The organism is Wenzhouxiangella sp. 15190 (assembly GCF_003417465.1).
GTDB lineage: Bacteria > Pseudomonadota > Gammaproteobacteria > Xanthomonadales > Wenzhouxiangellaceae > Wenzhouxiangella.
The window spans coordinates 34,363-52,598 of record NZ_QVMV01000042.1; the positions used below are offsets into that span (position 1 = coordinate 34,363).

Below are 18,236 nucleotides of genomic sequence, written 5' to 3' on the forward strand. Positions count from 1 at the left end.
AATCAGCACTTTTCGCCAGCGCAAGAGTTATCGTCTGCAGACACCCCGCCATTGAATGCCCGTTCGAAACTGTTGCCGGTGACTAAGACGTTAGCTCCGAAATTGATGCCCACAAACTCTCCGGTTCCTTCGTTATTGGAGATGGTGTTGTTACGAATGACTCCACTGACAGCATTAGAACCAGTAATTCCTGCATTGCCATTAAAGCGCGCAATGGATCCTTCTACTAGATTCCCTTCACCCTTAAGCCGCACACCGTAATAAAGATTACTCTCGAATACGCAGTTGCGGGCAATTAGCCCCGTTTCATTAGCCCCTACCCCTGCTGTTGCACCGGATCTGGTGTTATCGGAGATGTGCAGGTTGGCCATCCTGCATCCGGTACAATCAACACCAATCTCGAAGCCCGATACCGATCCATTCTTTACGGACACTCCATCTGGGGCAATCACTCCCCGTTCCTGGGTAACTTCATTGCACTTGGTAACTGGTTCGCCACTGCACTCATTCGGACCAATAACAGCATACCCATTCAGATCAATCTCTACGGGACCCAGGCCGGAATTGACCAAAATACCGTGGCTATCTCCGACAGTGAGATTACTTGTCAATTTATAAACACCGGATGACATGATATTAACTGGAAAGCCGGGATCATCTCCGTCGAAGCAACCTTCTTCCACACATGCTTGATTGATTTCAAATGCACCATCCTGCGCGATTGAGAATAGTGGAACGGCAAGACCAAGACTTAGAAAAATTGCAAAACGAATCACGGTTTCTCCCTCTGTTTAACTAAACTCTGAACTTACACTACGCGAAAATGGATAAAACCATGACAATACTTGCGAAACCAGTCCTATTAGGCGCCAGATTGCCCAGCGCCGCATGGAACAGTGAATCCACGAAAAAGGCCGCCCGAAAGCGGCCTTTTTCGTGATCGTCCGACTCGATCAGTCGAGTGACCACAAGCTGGTGAACTCGGGTACCAGCGTGCCCTTGAGAGCGTCGAAGCGCTCGGTTGCCTTCATGATGGCGCCGGCCTGGCGGGCGGAGAGCTGGCCGGAGACGGCACGTTTGAACTTGTCCTCGAGCAGCGGAATGCCTTCCTCGCGGCGGCGGCGGTGGCCAACGGGATAGTCGATGGAGACCTTGTCGGTGCTCGAGCCATCCTTGAAGAACACCTGCACCGAGTTGCCGATGGCGCGCTTGTCCGGGTCCATGTATTCCTCGGAAAAGCGCTTGTTTTCCTTGACGGTCATCTTCTCGCGCAGTTCGTCAATACGCGGATCAGACGCAACCTCATCGGTATAGGAATCGGCGGTCAGCTCGCCGAAGATCAGCGGCACGGCGACCATGTACTGCAGGCAATGGTCGCGGTCGGCGTAGTTGTTGAGCGGGCCGGTCTTGTCGATGATGCGGCAGCCCGCCTCTTGCGTTTCAAGCTCGATCTTGTCGATCTCGTCAATACGATCCTTGACCTCGTCGTGCAGCTTGTAGGCACATTCCACGGCCGTCTGGGCATGGAACTCGGCCGGGAAGGAAATCTTGAACAGCACCTGCTCCATGACGTAACTACCGAGTTCCCGCTCGAGCACCAGGTCGTTACCCTTGAACAGCACGTCCTGGAAGCCCCAGCCCTTGGCGGTCAGCGCCGAGGGGTAGCCGATTTCGCCCTTGAGGGTGATCAGCGCCAGCTGAACGGCGCGGCGGCAGGCGTCGCCCGCGGCCCAGCTCTTGCGCGGGCCGGTGTTAGGGGCGTGGCGATAGGTACGCAGCGCACCACCATCGATCCAGGCCTGGCTGACGGCGTTGACCACATCATCACGGTCGCCGCCGAGCATCTTCGTGACCACCGCGGTGGACGCGACGCGCACCAGCAGCACGTGATCGAGGCCGACACGGTTGAAGCTGTTCTTGAGCGCCAGGATGCCCTGGATCTCGTGGGCCTTGATCATGGCCTCCAGCACCGCCTCGATCTTCAGCGCCTCGCCGCCTTCGGCGACGTTCCTGCGAGAAACGTAATCGGCCACGGCCAGGATCGCGCCCAGGTTATCGGAGGGATGTCCCCACTCGGCCGCCAACCAGGTGTCGTTGAAGTCGAGGTAGCGCACCAGCACGCCGATATTGAAGGCGGCCTGGACGGGATCGAGCTTGTAGGGCGTGCCGGGAACCCGCGAACCCTTGTCCAGCTCCATGCCCGGCACGACCGGGCCCAGCAGCTTGACGCACTCGGGGAACTTCAGCGCCAGCATCGAGCAGGCCAGGGAATCCTTGAGGCAGTAGTGCGCCGTCTCCCAGGCTTCACTGGAGGTGATGTCATAGTCGACGACGTAGTCGGCGATGTCCTGGATGAGCTGGTCCGGGTCCGGGCGCGTCGCCGAACGAATATCGATCTCGCCACTCATTTGGGTGAGGCTCCTGATAGATGTGGGTCAAACCGGTTATTTTAAGGCACTAACCCCGGGCAGACGGCGGTTTGACCCACAAATTCGAAATCCGAAGCACCAAATCCGAAACAGGCTCCGGTTTAGGTCAGCGGGAAACCCGACAGCCGGAACACTCTCATGGATCCTCGAGAGGTCGTTTCGAATTTCGAATTTCCTTCGAATTTGGTGCTTCGAATTTCGTATTTGCTTTTATTCCGCTGCCCACTCGGCCAGTTCGCGCCGGCGGATCTTGGCGTTGTGGCGGATATCGACGGGGAAGGCGTCCTTGAACAGTACGCGCCGGATTTCGCGCGATAGCCAGTCGCGGGAAAGCACTTCGCGCACGGCCCGCTCGACGGCGGCCTGGTCGGCGCCGGATTCAGGCTCGATGACGATCACCGGCTCCTGGCGGCCCTTTTCGCCGACGCCCACAAGGGCTGAGCGGAACACGCCCTCGACGGCGTTGACCGGGCCCTCGACGCACTCGGTGAACAGCGTACCCTCGGGGGTGACTACGCGCTCGGACTTGCGGCCGCAGAACCACAGGCGGCCCACGTCGTCCTGCCAGCCCAGGTCGCCCATGCGATGCCAGATTCGGCCCCGGCTGTCGGTCATTTTCGCTTCCCGGGTCTGCTGCTCACGCTTCCAGTAGGTATCGGTCACCGTGGGCCCGACCACGCAGATTTCGCCGATCTCGCCGTCGGGAACCTCGCCGGCGTACTCGGTCAGGTCGATCGGGTCGTCGGAGATCGGGATGATGCGCACCTCGTTGGCCGCCAGCGGCCGGCCGATACAGATGCCCTTGCCCGAGCGATTGCCGTCGGACAGTTCGCCGACGAGTTCACGGCCGGCCACGGTGGCCACCGGCAGGGCCTCGGTCGCCCCGTAGGGCGTATGGATGTCCGACCAGGGGTCCAGGGCACCGTGCATGCGCTCGATCACGCCCGGCGGCACCGGTGCGCCGGCCGACAGGGCCCGGCGCACGCCCGGAATCCGGATATTGTGTTTTTCCAGGTGGCGGCTGAGGGTGTTCATCAACGCCGGCGAGCCGAACAGGTGAGTCACGCCGTAGGTCTCGATCAGGCTGACCAGCATGTCCGGATCGGCCTGGGCCGGGCGGGTGAAGTCCATGATCGGAATCACCGAAGTCATTCCCAGCGCCGGGTCGAACAGGGCGAACGGCGGAAACGTCGGCAGGTCGACTTCCCCCGGGCTGATGCCGAAGGTCTCGCGCAGCAGCTCGACCTGGGCGGCGAACATGCGGTGGCGATAGATCACGCCCTTGGGAATGCCGGTCGAGCCGGAGGTGAACAGGATGGCCGCCTCGTCGTCGGCACCGACTTCCGGCGGATCGAAGTCCTCGAGCCGGGCCGAGAGCAGGTCGGCGTATTTCAGACCGAGCCAGAACGGGCGCGGCCCGACGGTGATAGTCTGCCGGATACTGCCGCGCGCCCAGCCCAGGACCATGCGCGCGACCTGGGCGCGGGTCACGCCGATAAACACCCCGGGCTCGGCCTCGGCCAGGCAGGTCTTGAGCGGTTTCAGGCCGATGCCCGGATCGATCAGCACCGGTACGGCCCCAGCCTTGAACAGGGCGAAGAACAGGGCAAAGAATTCCAGCGAGGGCGGCACCATGAAGGCCACGCGCGTGCCCTTGCCAATGCCCTTGGCCTGCAGCCCGGCGGCCAGGCGATCGGTCAACTCGTCGAGCTCGCGATACGTCCAGCGCCGGTCGACCCAGCCATCACCCGAGCGCTTGATGGGCAGGATCAACGCAATGGCCTCGGGCTGGGCCTCGGCCTGCCGGGTTAGCGCGTGGGCGATGTTGATGGGCTGTTCAGAGGCCATGAGTCAGCAAGAAATCAAAATCTATTTGTCCACAGATGAACACAGATAAACACAGATGAAAAACTGTGTTACTCGAGTGTTTGACTGTTGCCTTAGTGCCAGGCTTCCCACGTTGGGAGTTGCTAGCACCAATGAGCATCCAGCCAAGCATTTCGTAGCAGGTTGGCCGTTTCTGTCATTCGAATTTCGGTAATTGGAATTTGTTTGATATTTGGTGCTTGGAATTTGAGATTTTTGGCGCCGGATGAATGGTTGGGCGGACGAGTTGCCCAATTCCTGGTTATCGGCACACCAAATCTGTGTTCATCTGTGGACATAAACCTTTTCTTTTACTGGCCGAGAAACTGCCGAATACCCGCTACGACCCGCTCGGGGGCATCTTCGAGGACATAGTGGCCGGCATCCTCGAGATATTCGACCTCGGCCTGCGGCCAGAGCTTGCGCCACATGTCGAGCACGCGGTCGTCGAAGACGAAGTCCTTCGCGCCCCAGATGAACTTGATCGGGTTGTCGGCCAGGCGATCGAGATGTTTTTCGGTTTCGGCCAGTACCGGCCAGGCCTGGTCTGATTCTTTCAGTGGAATATCCTGCACGAAACGCAGCGTGGCCAGTCGGCGACTCGGGCTACCGCGATACGGGGCGGTCAGCCCGCGCGCCACTTCACGATCGAGCCTCGTGGCTGTAGCCAACCGCGTCGCCATTCCGGAGAAAGCGTTGAAGCGGTTGATCAGGAAACCGCCCGGGCCGGTGCGCGCGAATTTCAGCGCGAAGGGCAGCGGTTCGTCTTCCGGAATGGTGAATGCCCAGGTGTTGAGCAGCACGATGCGCCGTACACGCTCGGGATGCTGCACGGCCCAGGCCATGGCGATCGCCCCGCCCCAGTCGTGCACGACCAGATCGATCTTGCGGTCTGGTTCGACCTCGTCGAGCCAGTGCCCGAAATCCGCGACCCGGCTAGCCATGGTGAAATCGTAGCTGGACTCGTCGGGACGGTCCGACAGGCCCATGCCGACATGATCCGGCGCCAAGCAACGAAACTCGCCCTTCAACGCGGCGATGACATTGCGGTAATAGAACGACCAGGTCGGGTTGCCGTGCACCATCACCACCGGCTGCCCCTCCAGCGGCCCCTCGTCCACGTAATGCATGCGGTGGCCGGTGGATTGGGTGTGGTAGTGGGGCTCGTAAGGGAAGAGCGAGTCAGGAACGTTGTTCATTGACGGATATCCCGGTGGTTCCGATCAAGCAAATCCGAAATCCGAAGCACCAAATCCGAAACAAGCACGAAATTCGAAACATGGAAACCCGTGTAATGGAGCCGTTTCGAGTTTCGTGCTTCGTATTTGTTTCGGATTTCGATATTCGAATTTCGAATTTGCGCCCGAGCGCGCCTCGGGCGCTCTTACCAGACGACTTCGGCCATGCTGCAGTTCAAGCCTGAACCGATGCCCATCAGTGCGATGCGGTCACCGCGATTAACCCGACCGGCGTCGATGATCTTGCTCAGCACGGTCGGAATCGAGGCGGGGCCGACATTACCCAGCTTGGGGAAGATTCGGAAGATCTTCTCGGGCTCGACGCCGAAGGCACGTATGAAAGCCTCGGTATGCACCCGCGAGACCTGGTGGATAACGACATGATCGAGTTCGTTGGCCACCCAGCCGAGTACCTGGCGGGCGGTGGTATACGTGGCGCCGGCGAGCTTCATGCCCTCGCGCAAAAGGCTCTTGGCATCGGTCCACATCAGGTCGTCCCAACCGCGGCAAAGGTTGTTGAATTCGGTCGCCGCGCGCGAGACACCGCCCTTGTACTGGTGGCCGTCGGGCTCGAGGTCACCGCGCGACATGACCATCGCGGCCGCGCCACAACCCAGCGTCAGGCTGGCGAACTCGCTCTTGAACTGCTTGCGCGTCACGCCGGGCTCGAGCAGTCGGTTGATCGTGATCTCGCAGACCTCGCGGACATTCTCGGCGTTGACGATCAGCGCGTAGTCGATCTCGCCGCGATCGAGCATGTGCGCGGCGATATTCATGCCGTTGATGAACGCCAGGCAAGCGTTGCCGACATCGAAGCTCTCGCAGGTATTGGAAAGCTTCAGGTTGCTGTGGACCATACAGGCCGTCGACGGCTCCAGGAAGTCGCGCGTGACCGAGGTATTGATCAGGATACCGACCCGATCGCGGTCGATATCGGCGCGGGCCAGTGCCTTCTCGGCGGCCATCGTCGCCGCATCGGAAGGCTGCACACCTATGTCCCAGAAGCGGCGCTCCTCGATGCCGGCCACGTCGATGAGCGGGTTGCCTCGCATGCGAAGCTTCTGGAAAGTCGGCTCGAGCCGGTCGCGAATCTCGGCGCTGGTTACCATGTGCGGGGCGTCCACCGAGACGACCGACTTGATGGCGACATTGTCAAAAAGCATTGATCTTATCCTGGCCGCGAATTCGAGGCAGTTTCGTTGGATTAACACGCTATTATACCGTGAAATGTTCAACGGAACCTTCATTTGAATACTCGGGCCGGAGCACCGCTGGCTGTGCGCATAACCCGTGCCGCGACCGCGCTGCGTGAGGCCGAACAGCCCCTGCGCATCCTGGGCCTTCTGGCCTGGCCGCTGTCGGTACGCGACCACTTCCTCGACACCGGCGCACAAGAGCTCCCCCGGGTCGAGTACCCCGCAGTTGATACCAAAAGTGTCCGGCACGCCCTGGCCAGGGCGCGCCCCCTGATTGCCAAAAGCGGCCCGGCCCGCGAGTGGCTGGAGCGCATTGCCGAGCGCCTCGAACTGGCCAACCGGATGATCGAAGGCCTGGGCACGCCGGAGTTCTTCGCCGCCTCGCGCGAACTCTACGGCGCCCCGGACGAAGCCCTGCCCGACTCCACGGACAGTCCGCTGCAACTGGCTCGCCGGCTGCGGGGCATCATCGACCAGCTCGACCACATCGACCTGGGTACGCCGGCCGACGCCAGCGCCACGGACCAGGAAGTGGCCCGGCGCATGAGCGCAGCCGTGCTCCGCTTCTTCGGCGACGAGGCGCCGGACGTGGAGATCGTCGACACGCTTTCGGCCAACGCCACTGCCGGTGCCGACCGCATCAGAATCCGGTCCGGTGCCCGCTTTACCGACCGCGACGTCGACCAGCTCATCCACCACGAAGCCGGCATTCACGTCACCACCGCCCTCAATGGGAGAGCCCAGAGCGAGCTGCCCATCCTGGCCGCCAGCCATCCCGGCACCACGCGAACCCAGGAGGGCCTGGCCGTGTTCGCCGAGTTCATCACCGGCGGCATGGACATCGACCGCCTCGGCCGCCTGACCGACCGCGTACTCGCCATCCAGATGGCGGTCGACGGCGCCGATTTCATCGAGGTCTACCGGCACTTCCTGGAGCAGGGTGAGGCCGCGGCCGAAAGACAGAGTAATCGGCCGAACCCTCGTGCCCTTCAGTGCACCGCCTTCGAACAGACCCGGCGGGTTTTCCGGGGCGGGGTACTCACCGGCGGCGCGCCGTTCACCAAGGATGCCGTTTACCTCGACGGCCTGCTGCGGGTACATGATTTTCTGCGCTCGCTGGTGGCCGCCGGCCGCGTCGACATCCTGCAGCTGCTGTTCTGCGGCAAGCTCGCACTGGCCGACATTCCGGTCCTGTGCGAACTGGCCGAAATGGGCCTGCTCAAGGCTCCGAAGTTTCTGCCGCGCTGGGCCAGCGACCGTCGCTTCCTGGTCAGCTACCTGGCATATTCCGGCTTTCTGGGGCGCGTGCGAATCGGACGCGTGCACGAACGCTACGCCGAAGTATTGGCGACTGCGCCGGTGGCCAGGTTTTCCTAGGTTCCGTGGCCGAATCCGATTCGATCTGACATACGATCGGCTGGCTGAAGTACCAAATCACAAGTGCCAATTTTCAAACAATTTTCAATGTACGAAATTCCAATGACCTAATTCTCGACTCCGTCCAGATCACGGGACTTCCTGCTGTCTCCGTCCGGCTCGACTCCACCGGGCCTTGCAATGAGGTGCCTGTCCCTGTCTCAGGCGCGCAAGCCCGTGAATTCGGCGCCCCGCCCGTTTCGGTCATTGAACATTTGGTCCTTCGGAAATTGTTTGAGAATTGGTGCTTGGGATTTGGAACATTTCACCGTCGATCCACCACCCCAAGGCGAGGACTGACGGACTCCTATCGAGGGACTCCAGACCGTCAAGTCACCCTCCACGTCGCCGGCGCGGCATCATGCGCGTTATCAGTGAACGCAGGGCCAGCGGTCGAATCGGCTTGTGCAGAAACTCGCCACCGGCGCGGCGGGCGGCCTGCCGCACCTCGGCGGCATGGTCGGCACTGATCAGAATGGCCGGGCTGTCACAGCCGGTCTCGCGCAGTGAATCGAGCAGCTCGAGACCGGTATGTCCTTCGTCGAGATGGTAATCGACAACCAGCAGCTCCGGGTCGAACTGTCCGACGGCCGCCAGTGCCTGTTCGGCGTTGCTGGCCACCCGCACCTCGAATCCCCAGCCCGAAACCAGGGTGTCGAGCGAGCCCAGCATGGCCGCCTCGTTGTCGACGATCAGCACGCGACCGGTACCCGGTTCGCTGCGGTCGGCGCTTCGCGACGGCGCGCTTTGCACCGGTTCGGCGCGGGGAACCTGCACGCCGAAGACCGTGCCTCGACCCGGTTCACTGATCAATTCGATGTCGTGCCCGAGCAACCGGGCCATGCGCTCGGCGATCGCCAGTCCCAGCCCCAGGCCCGGCGCGTGCTGGCGATCACCCAGGCGACGGAACTCCTCGAAAATCACCGCCTGGTCGTCGGTCGTAATACCCGGCCCGGTATCCCAGATGCCGATCAGCACCTGGTCGCCCCGCCGCCGGCAGCCGATCAGGACCCGCCCGTGGCGTGTATAGCGCACGGCGTTGGACAGAAAATTCTGCAGGATGCGCCGTAACAACTGCGGGTCGGTTTCTACCCAGACCCGGGTGTCGACGCATTCCAGCCTCAGACCGCGCTCGCGGGCGAGCACTGTGAACTCGCCCTGCAGCTGGGAAAACAATTCGCCCAGGGGAAAACGGCTGCGCCGGGGTTCCATCCCGCCGGCATCCAGCCGCGAGATATCGAGCAGGCCCTCGATAAGATCCTCCGTGGCGCCCAGGGCACCGGAAATCTGGTCCAGCGACTTGCGCGATCGCTCGTCGTTGACTCGTCCCGACAGTGCATGGGTCAGCAGTTGCGCGGCATTGAGTGGCTGCACCAGATCGTGGCTGACCGCGGCCAGGAAGCGCGTCTTGGCCTCGCTGGCGCGCTCGGCGTCGACCTTGGCCTGCTCGAGTTCATGCGTCCGGTCCGCCACACGCTGTTCGAGCGTTTCATTGATGCGCCTGAGCTCTTCCTCGGCATTGCGGAAGGCGGTGACGTCGGTGAAGGTGGCCACGAACCCCCCGCCGGGCATGGGATTGCCGCGGATTTCGATGATGCGCCCGTCCGGCCAGGGCCGCTCGATGCGATGCCGCGTACCGGCACGCTTGTGGGCGATCCGCCGCTGGATCTTGCGCTCAATGTCCCCGCCTCCCATCAAGCCCGACTCGGCGTTGTGACGCAGGAGGTCGGCCACCGGCCGGCCGAGGCGGATCAATTCCTCGGGATAGTCGAACAGGGCCAGGTAGGCGCTGTTCCAGGCCACCAGGCGCATGTCCTGGTCGACGACGCATACACCTTGGCTCATGTTCTCGAGCGCGCCCGAAAGGACTTCGCGGCTGAATCGCGCCTGTTCGGCCGCCTGGCCGACCAGGTCGGCAACGGTATCCAGAGGTGCCGGTGTGCGACGGCGCGCGGCATCGAGCAGCAACCTCGCCGAGGCTGAACCGACCACGGCGGCCAGCTCGTGCTCCAGGCGGGCGGCCAGGCTGCGCGCATCACTGCGTTCGGCGAACAGGGTCGCCAACTGCTCTTCCGGCAGGAAACGCTCGGCCAGGCGATAGAGCATGTCCGGGCGCATCGGATCGTCCTCGGCAGTATCGCGCCCCGGTGCGGCGTCGAGCCGGACGCCGATCAGGGTCACCATCAGGTTGACCGCCAGGCTGGCGACCACGGCACGCGTCAGGGGCGAAAATCCGGCCATGCCGAACAGGTTCTCGGGCGCCAGCCAGGTCAGCCCCAGCGGGCCGGCACTCATCCAGTCGCCCTGGACGCCAAAACCGGTCAGCAGCAGCGGCAGGAACAGGACATACGCCCAGGCCGCCACGCCGAAGACGATGCCGGCCAGTATGGCCCGTGCGGACAGGCCGGGCCGGTAGACCGCCAGTATCACGGCCGGGCCGAGCTGGGCCAGGCCGGAAAAGGACAGCGCCCCGATATCGGCCAGGGCATCGGCCACGCCGATGGAGCGACTGTAGACGTAGGCCAGCAAAAGCACGACCACGATACCCAGCCGGCGCTGCTGGCGAACCGGAATACCCAGCTCGCTCACCCGGCCCCAGTGGCGGTTGAGCAAAGCCGGCGTCAACCAGTGGTTGCCGATCATGATCGACAAGGTCAGACTGGCCAGGATGACCATCGAGGTGGCCGCACTCAAACCGCCCAGGAAAGCCAGCAGCGCCAGCCCATTCTGGCCCTCGCCCAGCGGCAGCATCAGCACATAGAGATCAGGCGTGACCACGCCCTCGAGCAGTGCATTGCCCGCCCGTGCGAGCGGCAGAATGGGCAGGCTGATGAGGATCAAGAACAGCGGAAACAGCCAGCGCGCCACGCGCAGGTGACGCTCCTGACGGCACTCGACCACGCCGATGTGGAACTGGTGCGGCAGCGTGAACATGGCCAGCGCGCCGAGCAGGGTCAGGGTCAGAAAGGAGTCCAGGTTCGAGAATTCCGGCGACGGCGCACGTTCGGCGAACTCGGCCGGGCCGGAGAACAGCACGAACAGAACGAAGCCCCCCAGGGCCAGCATGGCGGTGAGCTTGAGCAGTGACTCGAAGCCCATGGCCAGTACAAGCCCCCGGTTGTGCTCCGTGGCCGCGGCGCGTCGCGTACCGAAGAGCATGGCGAACACCGCCATGATGAGTGCCGCGTAGAACGCCAGATCCTGCCAGGCGGCGGACTCCGCCGCCACGCGGCCATGAATGGCCTCGAAGCTCATCGCCACCGCCTGAAGCTGCAGCGAAATGTAGGGCACGAGGCCGATGACGGCCACTCCGGTCACTACCGCCGCCAGCATCGACGACTTGCCGAAGCGCGTGGCGATGAAGTCGGCAATGCTGGTGGCATTGGTCGCCTTGCTCAGCGCCACCAGTCGCCGCAGGAAGGGAAAGAAGACAACGAACAGCACGATGGTGCCGACGAAGGTCGGCGGAATGGGCCAGCCCGATTGAGCCGCCTGGGTGGTGGTGCCGTAGAACGTCCAGGCCGTGCAGTAGACCGCCAGGGACAAAGAGTAGACCACCGGCCACAGTTTCTGCCAGCGCGCTTGGGAACGCTCGCCGAACAGCGCGACGGCGAACAGCAGGCCCAGCCAGGCCAGCCCGGCGGCAACAAGCGTCAGCGTCGACACAGTTCTTTCCGCAAAGAAAGGGAGAAGTTCATGTGAAACAGTTTAAGGGCTCAGTCACAACGAATTTGCAGCACCTAACCCGTTTCGGTCATTCGAATTTCGATCATTAGAATTTTGTTTGAGATTTGGTGCTTGGTGCTTCGAATTTGTGATGCTCGATTCAACTCCCAAAAATAAAACCTTCGGGTACGTAGGATTGCCCCCCGAAAAAGAAGGGCCGGCAACCGCAGAACGGTTCCGGCCCAAAGAGGAGAGTCAAGCGAACGTCAGAAGTTTATGGTGCCCGTCAGCGTGACCGTGCGCGGCGGGCCGTAGAAGGCGTTCATCACACCCTCGAGACCCAGCGTCGACTCACTGCCGTCCGGCGTGGCGAACACGTAACCGGAGGTCTTGTACTGCTCGTCGCCGAGGTTGCGCCCGTGCAGGCCGATTTCGTAGCGCCCGTCGTTGCGCTCCCAGACCAGGTGCAGGTCGTAGAGCGAATAGGCTTCCTGGTCGAGGAACTGCGAGGGAATCTCGAACTGGTGTGTTTCGCCCCGGTAGGACCAGGCCCCGATAACAGAGAACAGTCCTTCACTACCGAATAGCGCCATAGGCGTTTCATAGCGCATGTTCCAGTGGCCGGTCCAGTCCGGCGTGTTCTGGAACACGCGCTCATCGGAAACATCCTCGAGCGCGGTATCGCCCGTGGCGGGGTCCGTGACCGAGGTAATGAACTCGTCGTACTCGGCATCGATGTAACCCAGGGTCAGCATGGTCGTAAGGGCATCACCCTGGGTGGCCAGGTTACTACCCAGCAGGGCGTTCAGTTCCAGCTCCACACCCTGGACGGTGGCTTCACCGGCATTGGTCGTGACACCGGCGAAGGTGTCGGAAACGCCGTCGCCGTCGGTATCGACCCCGATCGAACCGGGCACCTGGATATCGGTGTAGTCGCTGTAGAAGAACGCCAGACTGGTGTTGACGCGACCGTCGGCGAACGACGACTTGGCGCCGATCTCGTAGGTATCGACTGTTTCGGGCTCGAAGCGCATGAACTCGAAGACTTCGTCTTCACTGACCGTACCGTCACCATTGAAGTCCGGTGCTGCGGTGGTCAGTCCGCGCGGGTCAAAGCTGCCGCCCTTGAAGCCCTGGCTCCAGGAAACGTAGAGATTGTGCTGGTCGTTAGGCTGCCAGGCCAGGCTGGCGCGCGGCGTGAACTCCGAGAAAGTATCCGAGCCCCGGAAATCGGAATCGATCGAGAGAATGGTCGGGTCACCGCCAAAGTAGGAGGATCTGCCCAGCATGGTCTGACGCAGCACGCGCGAGGAGCGCTCATCTTCCGTGTAGCGTCCACCCACCGACAGCTCGAGTCCGGTATTCAGGTCAAACATGTTGGCCAGATCGAAGCTGGCATCGGCGAAGACCGACCAGGTTTCGGTATCGACGTCGCCCAGGGTGAAAGCATTGAGCTCGGGCAAACCGAGCAGCTCACCGGTCTGGAACAGACGCACATCGAACGGCCCGAAGGCGTTGGCATCCAGGTAGTAGAAACCAGCGACACCGCTGACGTTATCGCCGGTGAAGTTGAGCTGGAACTCCTGGCTGAACTGCTCGTTGTCATAGATCGTGGCCACATCCAGGTCGACCGGCGGCAACGCCTCGAAGTCGATCTGATTGATGGTCTCGTCAGCGCGCCAGGCAGTGATGCTCTTGAACAGCCAGCTGGGGTTGATGTCGTACTCGACCAGCAGGCTCAGTCCTTCCTGCTCGGTCTCGTTCTCACCCCGCATGCCGCCGCGGGAATCGTAGACATCGTCGAGCACGGGGGCGCCAGAGAACAGGCCCGGGATCAGGCGATGGCCGCCCACCGGATTGGAATCATCCTTGTAGTAGTCGCCCGACAGGCGCATGAACAGGTTGTCGCCCGGCGTCCACTCCATGCTGGCGCGGGCGGCCATGACTTCCTTGTTGTAGTTCTCGAGGCCCGTCGTCAGGTTCTTGCCGAAACCGTCGCGATTGAACGTGGCCAAGGCACCACCGATGGCGAGCGTATCGCCGATCGGCGTCTCGCCCTTGACCACCAGGTCGGCCTGGGAGTAACTGCCCACGCTGGCACGAACGCTGGCCGAAGGCTCTCGGCCCAGGCGCTTGGTCACGTATTTGACCGCACCGCCGATGGTGTTGCGACCATAGAGGGTGCCCTGGGGACCGCGCAGCACTTCGACCCGCTCCACGTCATAGATGTCGAGCACGGCCCCCTGCGGACGGTTGAGGTAGACATCGTCAATGTAGACGCCGACTCCGGCCTCGAAACCGGCGACCGGATCCTGCTGGCCGACACCGCGGATGAAAGCGGTTAGCGTGTTGCTGGTACCCCTGGAGACTTCCATGGTCGTATTGGGTACGACCTGATTGAGATAGGTAATGTCCTGGGCGCCGGACTCTTCCAGGTTCTCACCCGAAAGTGCAGTCACAGAAATCGGCACGTCCTGCAGGCGCTCAGTGCGGCGCCGGGCCGTCACCTGGATGTGTTCGAGCTCGGAGGACTGCTCCGAGTCCTCCTCTTCAGTAACGTCGGAGGATTCGTCCTGCGCATAAACGCTGCAGGTCATCGCCAGGCCCATGGCAACGGCGAGGCTCAGTTGTGACAGCTTCAGTGATTTCATTTCCACTCCCTATAATCGAAGGCTTGCTCGCAGATTCATGCCGCTTCCGCGAACTGCGAAGCGACCGACACGGCTTGCAGACTAGACAAGCTGCCCGGCCATGTAACTTGTACCTTGGTACAGTTACGCACCGCGACGGGCCTTGCCAACATGGCCGCGAATTCATGCGGAAGCATCCATCATGCTCAGCCTGATCGGCCTGTTGGGCGGCCTCGCTCTATTGATCGTACTCGTCATGCGCGGCATGAGCCTGTTCGTGGCCACCCCCCTGTGCGCCCTGCTGGTCGCATTGACCAGCAATATCGCCTTGCTGCCGCCGCTGGCCGCGGAAGGCCAGGCCGACCTGATCACCCAGTACATGGACGGCTTCACCGGCTTCATCGCCTCCTGGTTTTTCGTCTTTCTGCTGGGGTCGCTGTTCGGCAAGATGATGGAATCATCCGGCGGCGCCGAATCGGTCGCCCACTGGATCATTCGCCGCCTGGGCACGAAACAGGCCGCGCTGGCCGTCGTGCTGGCCTGCGCCGTGCTGACCTACGGCGGGGTGAGCCTGTTCGTGGTCGCTTTCTCGGTCTACCCGATGGCGCTGGCCCTCTTCCGCGACGCCGATCTGCCGCGGCGCTTCATTCCGGCTACCCTGGCCTTCGGCTCGGTGACCTTCACCATGACCTCGGCCGGATCACCCGAAATCCAGAACTGGATTCCGATCGAGCATCTGGGCACCGGCCCGCTGGCGGCCTGGCAGGCCAGCCTGGTGGTCGCCATCTTCATGGCCACCACCGGTTATGTCTGGTTGCAGTGGATGCTCAAGCGCGCCGTCGAGCGCGGCGAGTCGTTTGAAGAGCGCGAAGTCGACCCCGAGAGCGGACGCGACGATCTGCCCAATCCCATAGTCGCCCTGGTTCCCCTGATCCTGGTCCTCGGATTCTCCTTCACCTTGCACGACCGCCTGGGTATTTCCGCACTGATCGTCGCGCTGCTGGCCGGCTGCATCGGTGCGGCGGCCATCAACCTGCGCCATCTGCATCAGCCAGGACTGGCACTGACCGAAGGCGGCGTGGGCGCATTGGTCGCCATCGGCAACACGGCTGCCGTGGTCGGCTTCGGCACGGTCGCCAAGGTATCGCCCGCGTTCGACGCCGCGGTGGTCTGGGTCACCGGATTGCCGGGCAACGGCCTGGTCAGCGCCGCCATCGCCGTTTCGGCGATCGCCGCCATGACCGGCTCGGCCTCCGGCGGCCAGGCCATCGCCCTGCCTATCCTGGGACCGCACTACGTCGACGCCGGCGTCGATCCCGACCAGTTGCATCGGGTCGTCTCGATTTCCTCGGGCGCGCTCGATTCGCTGCCGCACAACGGCTACGTGGTCACCACCATCCGCGCCATCTGCAACGAAACCCATTCGGGCGCCTACCCGGCCATGGGGGCACTGACCGTGCTGATCCCGGTCGCCGGCCTGATCCTCTGCCTGGGGCTGTTCGCGCTGGGGCTTTGAAGACTTAAAGTGTGAAGTTTTAAGTGTGAAGTTTTAAGTGTGAAGTGTGAAGTGGCGGGCGTTAGGTCGGTGGTTCAGGTTTTATATCTCGAGGCTTGCGATCGGCACGGCTCGTGTTAGGTGTTAGGCGTTATCGCAAAGCCATCTCATTGATTCTTAACACTTTACACTTAACACTTCACACTCAGCGTGTAACGCTGTCTCCCCGGCCCAGCCACCCCCCGAGCGCTCCCTCGGCAGCAGACAGCCGGCGGGCCCGTGCGCTATCATGCCGGGTCGCTGCCACGGCGGCATTCCGGACCAAACGCAGGGACTGACATCGTGAGCAATTACGACAACTCGGCGGCCGCGACCGCCCGGCGAAACTGGTTTACCCGCTTTCTGGACGTCGTCGAGTGGCTCGGCAATCTCCTGCCTCACCCGGTCACCCTGTTCGCCATCCTCGCGACCGCCATGGTCTTCCTGTCGGGCTTTTTCGGCTGGATCGGGCTGAGCGTCGAAGATCCCCGGCCCAGCGCGGGCGCCGGCGCCACCATCGAGGCCGTCAGCCTGCTCAACCCCGAGGGCCTGCGACGAATCCTGGGCGGCCTGGTCGACAACTTCGTCAACTTCGCCCCGCTCGGTGTGGTGCTGGTCGCCATGCTCGGTGTCGGCGTGGCCGAGAAGTCGGGTCTGCTGTCGGCGATGGTGCGCGGCATCGTTCTGTCGGCACCGAAGCACGTGGTCACCGTGGCGGTCGTCTTCGCCGGCGTGCTATCGAACACCGCCTCGGAAATGGGCTATGTCGTGCTGGTTCCGCTTGGCGGCGCCATCTTCCTGGCCCTGGGCCGGCATCCCCTGGCCGGCATGGCCGCGGCTTTCGCCGGGGTATCGGGCGGCTACAGCGCCAACCTCCTGCTCGGCACCATCGACCCGTTGCTGGCCGGTATCACCGAGGAAGCCGCCCAGCTCATTGATCCGGGCTACACCGTGTACGCCACCGCCAGTTGGTATTTCATGATCGTGTCGACCTTCATGATCACCATCATCGGCTCACTGGTGACCACCTTCATCGTCGAGCCCAAGCTGGGCGAGTACGACGACTCCAATGCCGATCCCTCGGTACTCGACGACAGCCAGATGAAGCCGCTTACCGGCTCGGAGAAAAAGGGCCTGGGCACCGCCCTGTTCACCACCGTCGCCTTGCTGGGATTGATCGCCCTGCTGGTCGTACCGGAAAACGGCATTCTGCGCGACCCGGACGCCGGCGGAGGCTTCCTCGAATCCTCCGGCCCGTTCTTCGATTCGATCGTCGCCTGGATCTTCATCTTCTTCCTGGTTGTCGGCTTCGCCTACGGCAAGGTCGTGGGCACGATGAGGAACGACCGTGATGTCATCGACGGCATGTCTTCGGCCATCTCGACCCTCGGCCTCTACGTCGTGCTGGTGTTCTTTGCCGCCCAGTTCGTGGCCTTCTTCGGCTGGTCCAACCTCGGTCTGATCACGGCCGTGACCGGCGCGGAGTTCCTGCAGAACATCGGCCTGACCGGACCGCTGGTGTTCGTGCTGTTCATCATCATGTGCGGCATCGTCAACCTGTCTCTGGGTTCGGCCTCGGCGCAGTGGGCGGTCACCGCCCCGATTTTCGTGCCCATGCTGATGTTTATCGGTTACTCACCAGAGGTCATCCAGACCGCCTACCGCATCGGCGATTCGACCACCAACATCATCACCCCGATGATGAGCTACTTCGGGCTGATCCTGGCCTGGGCGACACGCTACGACAAGAAGTTCGGCATCGGCACCCTGATCGCCACCATGCTGCCCTACTCGATCTTCTACTTCATAGGCTGGAGCCTGCTGTTCCTGCTTTGGGTATTCGGTCTCGATCTGCCGGTCGGCCCGGGTTCGCCCACCTACTACGAAGCGCCATGACCGACCGACAGCCGCTAGAACTGCGCTACGAGCGCGCCAGGCGCGTGCTGGTGGTGGCCTTCGACGATGGCGAGCAGTTCGAACTGCCGGCGGAGTACCTGCGAACCCACTCGCCCTCGGCCGAGGTGCGCGGCCACGGCCTGTCGGAACCGAAACTGTTGACCGGCAAGAAAGACGTCGACATCACCGCGATCGAGCCGGTCGGCAGCTACGCCGTGCAGATCCGCTTCGACGACGGTCACGATACCGGCATCTATTCATGGTCTTTCCTTTATGATCTGGGCAGGAACATGGACGCCAACCTGGCCCGCTACCGGAGTCGCCTGAGTGACGCCGGCCTGGACGAGGATCGCTGACTCCTGAAT

Annotated in this window: 11 protein-coding genes; 4 read left to right on the top strand and 7 right to left on the bottom strand. The window is 62.4% G+C overall.

Translation table 11 applies throughout. The annotated features are described in order from the left end of the window. Window positions 1-2 precede the first annotated feature (2 nt). The 5 genes from DZK26_RS10890 to DZK26_RS10910 form a co-directional block, all read right to left on the bottom strand. Window positions 3-776, bottom strand: a complete 774-nt coding sequence (locus DZK26_RS10890) for a right-handed parallel beta-helix repeat-containing protein (RefSeq protein ID WP_147306574.1) — start codon at window positions 774-776, stop codon at window positions 3-5. A gap of 177 nt (window positions 777-953) precedes the next feature. Next, window positions 954-2,408 (bottom strand): bifunctional 2-methylcitrate dehydratase/aconitate hydratase, encoded by a 1,455-nt coding sequence (locus DZK26_RS10895; protein ID WP_116896891.1) that lies wholly within the window; start codon window positions 2,406-2,408, stop codon window positions 954-956. Window positions 2,409-2,639: 231 nt separating this feature from the next. Continuing rightward, entirely contained in the window at window positions 2,640-4,277 is a 1,638-nt protein-coding gene (locus DZK26_RS10900; RefSeq protein WP_116896890.1) for a fatty acid CoA ligase family protein, read from the bottom strand. A gap of 329 nt (window positions 4,278-4,606) precedes the next feature. Continuing rightward, entirely contained in the window at window positions 4,607-5,494 is an 888-nt protein-coding gene (locus DZK26_RS10905; protein ID WP_116896889.1) for an alpha/beta fold hydrolase, read from the bottom strand. Window positions 5,495-5,679: 185 nt separating this feature from the next. Then, window positions 5,680-6,696: a 3-oxoacyl-ACP synthase III gene (locus DZK26_RS10910; RefSeq protein WP_116896888.1), complete on the bottom strand. Its 1,017-nt coding sequence runs from the start codon at window positions 6,694-6,696 to the stop codon at window positions 5,680-5,682. A 114-nt stretch (window positions 6,697-6,810) separates the two neighbouring features. Between DZK26_RS10910 and DZK26_RS10915 the strand changes: the two genes are divergently transcribed. Continuing rightward, on the top strand, window positions 6,811-8,106 hold the full coding sequence (locus DZK26_RS10915; RefSeq protein ID WP_220336973.1) for a flavohemoglobin expression-modulating QEGLA motif protein: 1,296 nt from the start codon (window positions 6,811-6,813) through the stop codon (window positions 8,104-8,106). A 372-nt stretch (window positions 8,107-8,478) separates the two neighbouring features. Here DZK26_RS10915 and DZK26_RS10920 read toward each other — a convergent pair whose 3' ends face one another. Together DZK26_RS10920 and DZK26_RS10925 are read right to left on the bottom strand one after the other, a co-directional pair. Next, the gene (locus DZK26_RS10920) at window positions 8,479-11,811 is read right to left on the bottom strand and encodes a PAS-domain containing protein (protein ID WP_116896887.1); all 3,333 of its coding nucleotides are present in this window, start codon (window positions 11,809-11,811) and stop codon (window positions 8,479-8,481) included. Between the two features lie 266 nt (window positions 11,812-12,077). Next, complete coding sequence (locus DZK26_RS10925) at window positions 12,078-14,462, bottom strand: TonB-dependent receptor (RefSeq protein WP_116896886.1); 2,385 nt, start codon at window positions 14,460-14,462, stop codon at window positions 12,078-12,080. A 181-nt stretch (window positions 14,463-14,643) separates the two neighbouring features. Between DZK26_RS10925 and DZK26_RS10930 the strand changes: the two genes are divergently transcribed. The 3 genes from DZK26_RS10930 (at window position 14,644) to DZK26_RS10940 (ending at window position 18,227) form a co-directional block, all read left to right on the top strand. After that, window positions 14,644-15,957, top strand: a complete 1,314-nt coding sequence (locus DZK26_RS10930) for a GntP family permease (RefSeq protein WP_116896885.1) — start codon at window positions 14,644-14,646, stop codon at window positions 15,955-15,957. A 321-nt stretch (window positions 15,958-16,278) separates the two neighbouring features. Further along, window positions 16,279-17,871: an AbgT family transporter gene (locus DZK26_RS10935; RefSeq protein WP_116896884.1), complete on the top strand. Its 1,593-nt coding sequence runs from the start codon at window positions 16,279-16,281 to the stop codon at window positions 17,869-17,871. Beyond that, window positions 17,868-18,227, top strand: a complete 360-nt coding sequence (locus DZK26_RS10940) for a gamma-butyrobetaine hydroxylase-like domain-containing protein (RefSeq protein WP_116896883.1) — start codon at window positions 17,868-17,870, stop codon at window positions 18,225-18,227. Before DZK26_RS10935 ends, DZK26_RS10940 begins: the two co-directional genes overlap by 4 nt. Window positions 18,228-18,236: the final 9 nt, after the last annotated feature.